The following is a 12,108-nucleotide window of genomic DNA, read 5'->3' on the forward strand; positions in this document are numbered from 1 at the left end:
CGTATCGTGCTTTGCCGTGTCAGTGGATGCGCATTATAGGGAGTTCCGCCGAGAGCGCAAGGGATTATTTAAAAAAAAATGCTGACCGATTAAAATTCATGCTTTTCGCTCATTATTTGCGAGAATTTCTAACCTTTCAAAGCCATATTCACTTAAAACAGGCAAAAGTAACGTTGTTTTTGGGTCTTTGACCGTACAAAAAGCAACGTTATGTTGCTTAACCAAGGGAGCCGACTTACCTTTGCCCAACAGGAATACTGCACGACGGGCAATCGCTGCACCGGAATCAACAAAGCAGGTTCCCTTTGGAAAAACTTGCTGGAGTTCTTCTTTTAATAATGGGAAGTGAGTACACCCTAAAATTATCGTATCCGGTATGATTGTAAGTTGTAGCCATTCTTTCACTGCATCATAAACAGCTTGAAGACTTACCTTTTCCCGACGAAGCTTACGTTCAGCCAGTTCCACTAGTGAAGAGGCCCCTAGCATTTCTATCTGGCAGTCTGTGGCGAACTGCTTAATAAGGGCATACGTATATTCGCGTTGAATGGTTCCTCTCGTTGCAAGAAGCCCTATCACACCATTTCTCGTCATTTGTGCTGCTGGTTTAATCGCTGGTACCACGCCGATAATCGGAAAATCAAAAGTATCACGAAGTCGAGGCAATGTTATTGTGCTTGCGGTATTACACGCTACAACGACGAGATCAATCGTATAACGTTGTGCCATTTGTTGAGTGATCTGTATAACCCGCTCAATAATGAATGACTCTTCTTTAGTTCCGTAAGGAAATCCATCATTGTCAAAAACGTAAAGGTAGCATGCAGCAGGTAATAGCTTTACGATCTCGCTGTAAACGGAGAGTCCACCAACGCCTGAATCAATAATGAGTATTGTGGGAGACATTATCTCGGTTACAGATTGCTGTTCTAAAGAATGTTGCATTGGGATAACCATTTTTTTCTCGTGCACGCCTGATTATGTTCACCATGATACCACTCTCAGCTCTGTTAACTCAGTAGTCGATAACGATAGAAACTGGACATCAAATCTAGAATCCCTACAATTCATCACTGATCAGGCTCTTTTATAGGTTCACTTTATGACTCCGGAACATCTCCCAATAACGCAATACGATTCTCAACTGACTGAAAAACAGCAACACCTCAGCCAGTTATTGTCACCCTATCAACATCCAGAAATTGAAGTTTTCCGTTCACCTGTGAGTCATTACCGTATGCGCGCGGAGTTTCGTCTTTGGCATGAAGGTGACGAGTTGTATCACATCATGTTTGATCAACAGACAAAGTCACGTATTCGTGTTGATCAGTTTCCGGCCGCCAGTGAGTTAATTAATCAACTGATGCCAATCATGATTGAAGCGATTAAGCAGGACCCGGTACTTCGACATAAGATCTTCCAAATTGATTATCTTACGACTTTGAGTGGTGAGGCTTTAGTGACCTTACTTTACCACCGCCCATTGCATGATGATTGGGTAGCTGCAGCGAGTCAGTTACGTGATAAATTACGGCAATCAGGTTTTACCCTCGATATTATCGGCCGAGCGACAAAGACTAAAATCGTCCTAGATAAAGACTATATAGAAGAAACCCTCAACGTTCATGGCGAAACTCTTATCTATCGCCAAGTGGAAAATAGCTTCACACAACCAAACGCCGCGATAAATATTTCCATGCTTGAGTGGGCACAAAAAATTACCCAAGATTCGACTGGTGATCTTCTTGAGCTTTATTGTGGTAATGGAAATTTCTCCATCGCATTAGCGAAGAATTTCGAGCACGTTCTTGCCACTGAAATTGCAAAGCCCTCTGTAGAATCAGCGCAATACAACATTGCCGCCAACCAGGTTAAAAACGTACAAATTATCCGCATGTCAGCGGAAGAATTTACGCAAGCAATGCAAGGCGTAAGAAAATTTAACCGACTAAAAGGGATTGATTTACAGTCATACAATTGCGAAACCATTTTTGTCGACCCACCCCGTAGTGGATTGGATGAGCAGACCCTTAAAATGGTACAGCAATACCCGCGTATCCTTTATATATCTTGTAATCCCGAAACGCTGTGTGAAAACCTTTCTGTCCTTACAGAAACTCATACTATCTCGCGTGTCGCTCTATTTGACCAATTCCCCTACACTCATCATATGGAATCTGGCGTTCTTCTTACACTACGATAAAATTATGGAGCCCTATTATTTATAGGGTTCATCCTTCATGCTCTTCGTTATACATCGCCAACCGCTCTTGTTCCCGACGATACCAATAGTATGCCCCCTTAGAAATCATCCTAAGTTGCAGCACTAGACGCTCCTCAAGCAGCCGACGATGAGCAAGATCAATATCTAAAGCCTCAGCTCCGGCGCTGAAAACAATGGTGACCATCGCTTCAGCTTGTGCTTCAGTGAAACTTCTCGGCATATGATTTTCGAGTTCTAAATAATCGGCTAACTCAGCAATAAAGTGTTGAATTTCTCTAGCGACCGCGGCACGAAACGCTGATGAGGTACCTGAGCGTTCACGTAACAAAAGCCTAAAGGCATTTGGATTATTACCGATAAACTCCATGAAGGTCGCAACAGAGGTACGAATAATACTGCCACCTTTGGCAATACGCTGTCGTGCTTGACGCATGAGTTGACGTAACATCAAACCGCTTTCATCAACCATCGTCAGACCGAGTTCATCAACATCTTTAAAGTGTCGGTAGAAAGAGGTTGGCGCAATGCCTGCTTCACGAGCGACCTCTCGTAAACTTAAGCTAGCAAAACTTCGTTCGGCACTGAGTTGGCTAAATGCAGCCTCAACAAGCGCTCGTCTTGTCCGTTCTTTTTGCTGCGCTCTAACGCCCATGACTTCTGCCTTTTTATCTTTCATGATAAGACTATACCAAAGTTTCAGCGTACAGCGGGGGAAACATTATTACGCTCTGTTACTTAAATTTTTGCGTAGAAATGCGGAAAAATCGTTTTGCCATTTAGCTAATATCGTGGAGATGTTAGAATCAGGTTGTAAAAATGTATAGAGATATAGGACATATGGGTATGAAAAAGTCTTTTGATTACGACGCCATTGTCATTGGTTCAGGACCTGGTGGTGAAGGTGCAGCAATGGGCCTCGTTAAGCAAGGTGCCCACATTGCTGTGGTAGAACGCTATCACAATATTGGTGGTGGCTGTACGCACTGGGGAACAATTCCTTCTAAAGCATTACGTCACGCCGTAAGCCGTATCATTGAATTTAATTTAAATCCTCTCTACAGCGACCATACTCGTTTATTACGCTCTTCGTTTTCCGATATCCTTAAACATACTGAAAATGTCATTCAGCAGCAAACGAATATGCGCCAAGGATTTTACGAAAGAAATCACTGTGCGTTATTCCAAGGTGATGCACGATTTATTGATGCGCATACACTTGAACTGACCACCCATGATGGCTCTGTTGAGCTGTTAACCGCAGAAAAATTCGTCATTGCCTGTGGTTCACGCCCTTACCATCCAGATAATATCGATTTTACCCATCCGCGCGTCTATGATTCCGACTCCATCTTAGGATTAAAACATGAACCGAATCATGTGATTATCTATGGTGCAGGCGTGATCGGCTGCGAATATGCGTCTATTTTTCGGGGATTAGGGGTAAAAGTTGACTTAATTAATACTCGTGACCGCCTGCTCGCTTTCTTAGATCAAGAGATGTCAGATTCACTCTCTTATCACTTCTGGAATAATGGCGTTGTCATCCGCCACAATGAAGAGTTCGAGAAAGTAGAAGGCACCGACGATGGGGTTATTATGCACCTTAAGTCGGGTAAAAAGATGAAAGCCGACTGCTTACTATTTGCCAACGGACGTACCGGTAACACTGATACACTCTCCTTAGAAAATGCGGGACTTGAAGCCGACAGTAGAGGCTTAATCAAGGTCAACAATATGTATCAAACCCAGCAACCCCACATCTTTGCGGTGGGTGACGTCATTGGCTACCCAAGCCTAGCGTCTGCCGCGTATGATCAGGGGCGTATTGCTGCACAAGCTATTATAAAAGGCGCGGCAACAGCGCACTTAGTTGAAGATATTCCCACTGGGATTTACACTATTCCAGAAATCAGTTCTATTGGGAAAACTGAGCAACAGCTAACCGCAATGAAAGTTCCTTATGAGGTAGGGCGCGCTCAATTTAAACATTTAGCGCGCGCACAAATCGTTGGCATGAATGTCGGGAGTCTCAAAATTCTTTTCCACCGTGAAACAAAAGAAATTTTGGGTATCCACTGTTTCGGCGAACGTGCGGCTGAAATTATTCATATCGGACAAGCCATCATGGAGCAAAAAAATGGTGGTAATACAATTGAATATTTCGTAAACACCACCTTTAACTATCCAACGATGGCTGAAGCCTACCGTGTTGCCGCGCTGAATGGCTTAAATAGACTGTTTTAATACATCAGCAGGCAGTGCATACATATGTGCACTTATCGCCTCTGCAAGTTGCTCATAGCGACTACGCAGGGGCGAACCAGGACGATAGATCAGCGCGATAGTACGTTGAGGTACGGGTGACTCACAGCCGATGTAACAAACGCCATCCCGCTCCCTTTCGCTCGGAATTGCCAATGCTGGCATGAGGGTGACCCCGCTTCCGGCAGCAACCATATTGCGTAGTGTTTCCAGGCTAGTAGCACGAAAATGTGTATCTTCATTCGCTCCGGCTTGAAAGCATATCCCCATTGCTTGATCACGCAGACAATGACCATCTTCCAACATCAGTAATTTTTCACCGGAAAGATCAGACATAGGGATAGTTTGACGCTGACACCAAGGATGATCACTGTACACCGCTAATTTCATTGGCTCATCGAATAGAGGTACTTCAATAAAGGCTTCAGACTCTTTGACCAGAGCCATGATTGCACAATCTAATTTACCGCTATCCAATTGGGCTAAAAGCTGATGAGTTTGCGCCTCGTGCAGATACATCTCAAGTTTTGGAAAACTTTTGTGTAGCATCGGGATGATGTGTGGCAGGAGATAAGGACCAACTGTCGGGATCAACCCAATATGTAAAGGTCCCGACATAGTTTCACCCTGCTGACTCGCCATTTCCTTTAAAATTTTTACTTCACGCAATACCGTTCTTGCTTGGTCAACAAGAAGTAAACCCGCTTGGGTGAATAATACTTTGCGACTGGTTCTTTCAAGTAACATCACTCCCAACTCATCTTCTAACTTACGAATTTGGCCACTTAAAGTCGGTTGGCTGACATGACAAGCATCAGCAGCTCGTCTAAAATGACGATGTTCTGCCAGAGAAACAAGATATTCCAGATCACGGATGTTCATTAATACCCTTCCTTCATGATAGGTCGTAACGATAGGTAGCATAGCAACGAACGATTAGCCCTATCAAGGAATGTCTTATACTATTAGCACATCAAAACAGCTAACCTATATTAAATAGTGGAGTACAGCATGCCATTAGAAAACCAAGAAGGTAAGAACGTCCCACAAGTGACTTTTCACACTCGCCAGGGCGACAAGTGGGTCGATCTGACCACTGATGACTTATTCAAAAATAAAACTGTGATTGTTTTCTCTTTACCAGGTGCATTCACACCGACCTGTTCTTCAAGCCATCTACCGCGTTACAACGAGCTGCACAGCGTATTTGCTGCACATGGCGTTGATGACATTCTTTGTGTATCAGTTAACGATACTTTCGTTATGAATGCATGGAAACAAGATCAACACGCTGAGAAAATTACCTTTATTCCAGATGGTAATGGTGATTTCAGCCGTGGTATGGGCATGCTGGTCGGGAAAGACGATTTAGGCTTCGGTGAGCGTTCATGGCGTTACTCTATGCTGGTACGCGATGGTAAAATTGAAAAAATGTTTATCGAACCAGACCAACCAGGTGACCCGTTTGAAGTCTCTGATGCTGACACTATGCTGAAATACTTAGCACCAGATCACAAACTACAAGAATCTGTTTCAATCATTACTAAGCCAGGCTGCCCATTCTGTGCAAAAGCCAAACAGCTACTGCAAGATAAAGGTCTGCAATACGAAGAATTAGTCTTAGGGCAGGACGCGACTACTGTGAGCTTACGCGCAATCACTGGTCGTTCTACCGTGCCACAAGTGTTTATCGGAGGCCGCCATATTGGAGGCAGTGACGATTTAGAAAAGCACTTCGCAGTATAAATTATTATAAGAAGATGTAAGCCACACCAGGGATAGCGGACGAATTTTCGTCCGCTTTTTTTTTAAGCTAATCGAGCTAACGCTTGCTCAATGGCATAGGTGACCTGCTCACGGGCAACACCACCTTTAGCATTACGTTTATCCAAACAAGACTGTAAAGAGAGTAACGGATAAACATCTTCTTCAATAGCATTGCTAAATTGCTTAAAGTGCTCGAGTGAAAGCTGTTCAAGCGGAACACCCTGCTTAATGGCTGCGACCACCACTTCACCTACAATATGATGAGCTTCACGGAAAGGGACACCCTTCGCGACGAGATAGTCAGCTAATTCTGTCGAGTTCGCATAACCTTGTTCTGCGGCTTCTTTGCAACGTGCAGTATTAAGCTGAATATCTTCCAACACTAAGCAGCTCATGTGCAAACACTCTAGCCACGTATCAAGAGCGTCAAAGAGTCCTTCTTTATCTTCTTGCATATCTTTGTTATATGCCAGAGGGATACCTTTTAGCGTCATCATCATCCCGGTCAATGCACCTTGTACGCGACCACATTTACCGCGAATAAGCTCTAGAGCATCCGGGTTCTTTTTCTGCGGCATCAATGATGAACCTGAAGTGACTTTATCTGATAATTCAATGAATCCCGCTTCACCAGAATTAAAGAAAATCATATCTTCAGCAAAGCGCGATAAATGCATCATACTAATAGAAGCATGACTCATCAGCTCTAACGCATGATCGCGGTCAGACACTGAGTCAAGACTGTTACGCGTCGCACTGGCGAAACCTAACCACTCTGCTAATTGTTCGCGATCGATAGGATAAGCCGTTCCTGCGAGCGCACCACAACCTAACGGGCTAACATCAAGACGCTTTAAGGCGTCCTCAAGGCGACTTTCATCGCGGGCTAGCATCTCGGTATAGGCCAAACACCAATGTGCAAAGGTGATAGGTTGTGCCCGTTGTAAATGGGTATAACCAGGCATAACGACATCTTGGTGCTGAGAGGCAGTTTCCACTAATGCACGTTGTAGTGATCGTACGGCCGTTATCAGTTCACTGACTTGAAATTTACACCACAACTTTAAATCCGTGGCGACTTGATCATTGCGACTCCGTCCGGTGTGTAGCTTTTTCCCTAAAGCACCAACTTTCTCGATGAGTTGACCTTCCACCCAACTATGAATATCTTCTGCATCACTTTCGAGAATTTGCATTGGGTTTTCACGCACTTCATTAAGTAATGTCGCCAGTGCTTGCTCAAGATGCTGTTGCTCTTCAACCGTTAGTACATTAACGGTCACAAGTGCTTTTGACCATGCAACCGAGCCGATAATATCCTGCTCAGCTAAGCGATAATCGAAACGTAATGAATCGTTGAAATGTTTGAACCGCTGATCGGCTGCCTGCGTGAACCGTCCGCCCCACAATGCCATGGTAAATCTCCCGAAAATAGATGATAAGGTGGCCACTCTGGCCACCTAAAAGCAAGGTATTGAAAACTTATTGTTGTTTTAATGCCCGGATACGTGAAGAGAGTGAATAAAGACGAATGAATCCTTCCGCATGGCTGTGATCATACACTTCATCTTCACCAAAGGTTGCAAACTCTTCGGAATAAAGGCTGTTCTCAGATTTCTTCTTAATTGCTGTCGCATGGCCTTTATATAAACGTACCACAACCTCTCCGTTAAGGCCTTCGGCTAACGATTCAGCGGAAGCTTGTAATGCCTTACGAATAGGAGTGAACCAGCGACCATCATAAACAACATAGGACATTTCTAAGCCAAGCTGTTCACGCCATTTGAAACTATCGCGGTCTAAAACAAGCTGCTCAACGGCACGTAATGCGTTGACCATAATAGTGCCACCCGGCGTTTCATAACAACCGCGTGATTTCATTCCCACTAAACGGTTTTCAACAATATCAATACGGCCAACACCATGTTTTGCGCCAAGAATATTCAATTTCTCTAACGCTTGGAATGGGCTTAATCTTTCACCATTCACCGCAACCACTTTACCTTTCTCAACCGTAATCGTTACTTCTTCAGGCTGATCAGGCGCATCGATAGGGTCAACAGTCCATACCCAGCAATCCTGATTTGCAGCATTAGCCGGGCTTTCTAATACGCCACCTTCGGTGGAGATGTGCCATGCATTCTCATCACGGCTATAGATTTTTTCTAAACTCGCAGTCGTCGGGATATCGCGTTGCTTGAGGTAATCTAATAACGCTTCACGCGAGCGTAAATCCCATTCACGCCAAGGTGCGACAACTTTTAATTGAGGTGCTAGCGCGGCATACGTACTTTCAAAACGAACTTGGTCATTACCCTTACCTGTCGCGCCGTGACATAGAGCATCTGCTCCCACTTTTAATGCCACTTCAACTTGCGCTTTAGCAATGATAGGACGAGCCATCGAAGTTCCTAACAAGTAGGTTCCTTCATAAAGAGCACCGGTTTGTAGAACTGGGTAAACATACTCACGGATAAATTCTTCACGCAGATCAACGACGTGACATTCAGTTGCCCCAGATTGTAATGCTTTTTTCTCTACGCCTTCCAGATCGGCAGGATCCTGTCCAACATTAGCGACAAAAGCAACAACCTCACAGCCATAATTCTCTTTCAACCAAGGAATAATCGCCGAGGTGTCTAAACCACCTGAATAGGCTAAAACGATTTTATTGATATTTTGAGTTTGCATTATAGATCCTTGAAAATATTCTTTAATTTACGCAACAATCCGCGTACCAATGGCAAGGCCATTAAATAAGTCTGGCAGTTTTTCAGCATGTCGCCAACTGGCAACATCGACGGGTCTGCCCAACGAGCGTGCCGCATCCAGTGCTGCATTAACTTTAACAATCATCCCATCAGTAATCACACCTTGATTGATGAGGGTCTCTGCCATTTGCGCCGACATCAGATCAATTTTTTGCCCTTTTCCATCAAGAATACCACTGACATCAGAAAGGAGAATTAAATCTGCGCCCAACGCTGACGCCAAGGCCGTAGCCGCTTGATCGGCATTGACGTTCATCAGAAGTCCCTCATCGGTAATACCGATAGAACTGATAATCGGCAAATAACCTGCGGCTAAAAGCGTGTGTAAAAGTGCAGGGTCGCCAGCACTTGCTTTGCCAACATGGCCTAATGACTCATCCAGCTGCGTGACTTGAGCTATATTGCCATCACCCAAGGATAATCCCACAGCGGAAATCGCATATTTCTTTGCCCAAGCTAATAGCGTTTTATTCGCCGTCCCTGCTAAAGCGCCAGTAATGATATCAATTTGGTCAGCCGGAGTAACACGTAATCCATTTTGTTTTTTAACAGGAAGATTAAGTTGACTCATTAACTCGTCGACTAAACACCCTCCGCCATGAACAATCACTAAAGGTCGCTGATGTTGATGACGATAAAGCTGTAATGCATCGAAGAGCCGAGCTAGCGCTTCTTCACTATCTAAAAGAACGCCACCTAATTTAATGATTAATGGATTTACCATAGTAATGGACTCTTCTTAAAGTAAAGAAAGGGTAGGCGAATAATTAAAACGGATATTCAAACATTGTATTGCCTGTGATGCCGCACCCTTTAACAGGTTATCTTCGACACTCACTAAAATCAGATGCTTACCTTCTACAGCAAAACCGATGTCGCAAAAAGGAAGACCAATTACGCCTTTCAAAGCAGGCACCCCCTCATCGTAGAATCTAACAAGAGGTTGGTTATCGTAAGCCTGATGAAAAATCGCAATAATTTCCTCACGGGAAACAGCAGTTTTTAACTGACAAGTAATCGTCTCAGAAATACCGCGAGGAAAATCGCCTAAATGCGGTGTAAAGATAACGGGAATACCCAAATGCGTCGCGATTTCAGGTTGATGGCGATGTGTAAAAATCCCATAAGGTTGTAAGCTAACTTCACATAAACTCGTCTTTAATGAAGCTTTACGCCCAGCCCCACTTACACCACTGGTCGCATTAATCACTGGCCAGAAATCAGTATTAAGTAATTGACGGTCTAATAAGGGTTTAAGTGCTAATTGTGCTGCCGTAGGATAACATCCAGGTACTGCAATAAGCTGCGCATCTTGGATCTTTTCCGCCTGCCATTCAGCCAAACCATAAACAGCTTTAGCTAACCAATCAGTATGCTGATGGGTAAAGCCATAATAGCGGGTATAGAATTCAGGATCGTTAACACGGTAAGCGCCTGAAAGGTCGAAGACCGTACAACCGGCCTTAAGAAAAATAGGTGCTAAATCATGACTCACTTCATGAGCGGTAGCTAAAAACACAACATCATGTTGCTCAGCCAATGCCTGTGGATCACTCATACCTTGTAAGACGAGATCAACGCGACCTTTGAGTTGAGGATAAAGATCTGATAATAATTTACCCGCATCTTCACTTTTTGCAGATACCGCTATCGTAGCAAGGTTAACTTCAGAGTGACGATTCAGGTAGGTTGCCAGTTCCGCACCGGCATAGCCGCTAGCGCCAACAATCAATGCATTCAACATTAGAAAAGACCTTTCTTAGCTCTCGTAAACAGGTGCGGGTTAAGTTGCTACTTTCCCTTGAATCGTGAATAAATCATTGTCATCACGACACTCAATAATGTATTTTTATTCACATAATTTGCATGAATATTTGTACATCCTAATTAAAGGAGCGTCAACCGTGAATAACAAATTACCACCATTTATTGAAATTTATCGCCAATTAATCGCAACACCATCAATCAGTGGTACAGAATCTGTACTGGATCAAAGTAACAGACCGCTGATTGAGCTATTAGCAAACTGGTTTGAACAACTAGGATTTGCTGTTGAACTTCAGCCTGTACCGCATACGCGAAATAAGTTTAATTTGCTGGCAACCTATGGCAAAGGAAGTGGGGGCTTATTACTGGCCGGTCATACTGATACCGTGCCCTACGATGAGGGACGCTGGACACAAGACCCTTTTACCCTAACCGAGCGTGATAATCGCCTATATGGATTAGGCACTGCCGATATGAAAGGCTTCTTTGCCTTTATCCTTACGGCACTCACTGAAATAGATTTAACTCAACTCACCAAACCTCTTTATATTTTAGCGACCGCTGATGAAGAAACCACGATGGCAGGCGCCAGTTATTTCGCACAATCCACCACTATTCGACCAGACTGTGCGATTATAGGTGAGCCTACATCACTGCAGCCGGTACGCGCGCACAAGGGCCACCTCTCTAAAGCAATTCGTATTGAAGGGCATTCCGGGCACTCAAGTGATCCAGAAAAAGGGATCAATGCGATCGAGCTTATGCATGATTCAATCACTGAACTTCAAGGACTACGCCGCCAGCTCAAGGATCGTTTTCATCATGAGGGATTTGTTATCCCCTACCCTACGATGAACTTTGGGAAAATTTCTGGAGGTGATGCACCGAATAGAATTTGTGCCTGTTGTGAACTGCATATGGATATTCGTCCGCTACCAGGTCTCTCACTGACAGATCTTCACGAACTCTTGGCACAAGCCCTCGCCCCAATCAGCGAGCAATGGCCAGGACGATTAACCATTACCGATTTACATCCACCTATTCCCGGGTATGAGTGCCCCGTTCACCACCCACTGGTAACGCTTATCGAAAAAGTCCTCGGTACTAAAACAGAAATTGTGAATTACTGCACTGAAGCCCCCTTCATCCAACAACTCTGCCCAACTCTAGTGTTAGGCCCGGGATCGATCGAACAAGCGCATCAGCCCGATGAATATTTGGAAACTAAATTTATCGATCCCACCGATAGATTACTGAAAAAATTAATCCATCATTTTTGCTAAGTCGGAGATCATGACAAGGTAGGAATAGATAGGT

At 44.2% G+C, this 12,108-nt stretch carries 11 protein-coding genes; 4 read left to right on the forward strand and 7 right to left on the reverse strand.

Features of this window, described 5'->3' with window-relative positions:
- Window positions 1–96 precede the first annotated feature (96 nt).
- Complete coding sequence (gene murI / locus HGT73_RS10155; RefSeq protein ID WP_214214435.1) at window positions 97–945, reverse strand: glutamate racemase; 849 nt, start codon at window positions 943–945, stop codon at window positions 97–99.
- 157 nt (window positions 946–1,102) lie between these two features.
- Here murI and trmA point away from each other — a divergent pair, with 157 nt between their 5' ends.
- Window positions 1,103–2,203, forward strand: a complete 1,101-nt coding sequence (gene trmA / locus HGT73_RS10160; RefSeq protein ID WP_214214436.1) for a tRNA (uridine(54)-C5)-methyltransferase TrmA — start codon at window positions 1,103–1,105, stop codon at window positions 2,201–2,203.
- Window positions 2,204–2,231: 28 nt separating this feature from the next.
- Here trmA and fabR read toward each other — a convergent pair whose 3' ends face one another.
- Window positions 2,232–2,876, reverse strand: a complete 645-nt coding sequence (gene fabR, locus HGT73_RS10165; RefSeq protein WP_214214689.1) for an HTH-type transcriptional repressor FabR — start codon at window positions 2,874–2,876, stop codon at window positions 2,232–2,234.
- Between the two features lie 191 nt (window positions 2,877–3,067).
- On the opposite strand from fabR, the gene sthA reads away from it, so the two are divergent.
- Window positions 3,068–4,468 (forward strand): Si-specific NAD(P)(+) transhydrogenase, encoded by a 1,401-nt coding sequence (gene sthA / locus HGT73_RS10170; protein ID WP_214214438.1) that lies wholly within the window; start codon window positions 3,068–3,070, stop codon window positions 4,466–4,468.
- Here sthA and oxyR read toward each other — a convergent pair.
- Window positions 4,451–5,368, reverse strand: a complete 918-nt coding sequence (gene oxyR, locus HGT73_RS10175) for a DNA-binding transcriptional regulator OxyR (RefSeq protein ID WP_214214440.1) — start codon at window positions 5,366–5,368, stop codon at window positions 4,451–4,453. The two genes, sthA and oxyR, sit on opposite strands and share 18 nt — an antisense overlap.
- A gap of 129 nt (window positions 5,369–5,497) precedes the next feature.
- Here oxyR and HGT73_RS10180 point away from each other — a divergent pair, with 129 nt between their 5' ends.
- Complete coding sequence (locus tag HGT73_RS10180; RefSeq protein ID WP_214214442.1) at window positions 5,498–6,232, forward strand: glutathione peroxidase; 735 nt, start codon at window positions 5,498–5,500, stop codon at window positions 6,230–6,232.
- A 62-nt stretch (window positions 6,233–6,294) separates the two neighbouring features.
- Here the strand turns inward: HGT73_RS10180 and argH are convergent, their stop codons facing one another.
- The 4 genes from argH to argC all read right to left on the reverse strand — a co-directional run bounded on the left by argH (window position 6,295) and on the right by argC (window position 10,768).
- Window positions 6,295–7,668, reverse strand: a complete 1,374-nt coding sequence (argH, locus tag HGT73_RS10185) for an argininosuccinate lyase (RefSeq protein WP_214214444.1) — start codon at window positions 7,666–7,668, stop codon at window positions 6,295–6,297.
- A gap of 67 nt (window positions 7,669–7,735) precedes the next feature.
- The gene (locus HGT73_RS10190; protein ID WP_214214446.1) at window positions 7,736–8,944 is read right to left on the reverse strand and encodes an argininosuccinate synthase; all 1,209 of its coding nucleotides are present in this window, start codon (window positions 8,942–8,944) and stop codon (window positions 7,736–7,738) included.
- A gap of 27 nt (window positions 8,945–8,971) precedes the next feature.
- Window positions 8,972–9,748: an acetylglutamate kinase gene (gene argB, locus HGT73_RS10195; RefSeq protein WP_214214448.1), complete on the reverse strand. Its 777-nt coding sequence runs from the start codon at window positions 9,746–9,748 to the stop codon at window positions 8,972–8,974.
- Window positions 9,749–9,763: 15 nt separating this feature from the next.
- Window positions 9,764–10,768, reverse strand: a complete 1,005-nt coding sequence (argC, locus tag HGT73_RS10200; protein WP_214214450.1) for an N-acetyl-gamma-glutamyl-phosphate reductase — start codon at window positions 10,766–10,768, stop codon at window positions 9,764–9,766.
- Between the two features lie 160 nt (window positions 10,769–10,928).
- Here argC and argE point away from each other — a divergent pair, with 160 nt between their 5' ends.
- Window positions 10,929–12,074, forward strand: a complete 1,146-nt coding sequence (gene argE, locus HGT73_RS10205) for an acetylornithine deacetylase (RefSeq protein ID WP_214214452.1) — start codon at window positions 10,929–10,931, stop codon at window positions 12,072–12,074.
- Window positions 12,075–12,108: the final 34 nt, after the last annotated feature.

This window comes from Rosenbergiella australiborealis, from assembly GCF_018494035.1.
Taxonomy (GTDB): domain Bacteria; phylum Pseudomonadota; class Gammaproteobacteria; order Enterobacterales; family Enterobacteriaceae; genus Rosenbergiella; species Rosenbergiella australiborealis.

Coding starts and splice junctions, on each gene's coding strand:
- argC (WP_214214450.1), bottom strand. CDS start 10,768: ATGTTGAATGCATTGATTGTTGGCGCTAGCGGCTATGCCGGTGCGGAA.
- murI (WP_214214435.1), bottom strand. CDS start 945: ATGCAACATTCTTTAGAACAGCAATCTGTAACCGAGATAATGTCTCCC.
- HGT73_RS10190 (WP_214214446.1), bottom strand. CDS start 8,944: ATGCAAACTCAAAATATCAATAAAATCGTTTTAGCCTATTCAGGTGGT.
- oxyR (WP_214214440.1), bottom strand. CDS start 5,368: ATGAACATCCGTGATCTGGAATATCTTGTTTCTCTGGCAGAACATCGT.
- HGT73_RS10180 (WP_214214442.1), top strand. CDS start 5,498: ATGCCATTAGAAAACCAAGAAGGTAAGAACGTCCCACAAGTGACTTTT.
- argB (WP_214214448.1), bottom strand. CDS start 9,748: ATGGTAAATCCATTAATCATTAAATTAGGTGGCGTTCTTTTAGATAGT.
- trmA (WP_214214436.1), top strand. CDS start 1,103: ATGACTCCGGAACATCTCCCAATAACGCAATACGATTCTCAACTGACT.
- fabR (WP_214214689.1), bottom strand. CDS start 2,876: ATGGGCGTTAGAGCGCAGCAAAAAGAACGGACAAGACGAGCGCTTGTT.
- sthA (WP_214214438.1), top strand. CDS start 3,068: ATGAAAAAGTCTTTTGATTACGACGCCATTGTCATTGGTTCAGGACCT.
- argH (WP_214214444.1), bottom strand. CDS start 7,668: ATGGCATTGTGGGGCGGACGGTTCACGCAGGCAGCCGATCAGCGGTTC.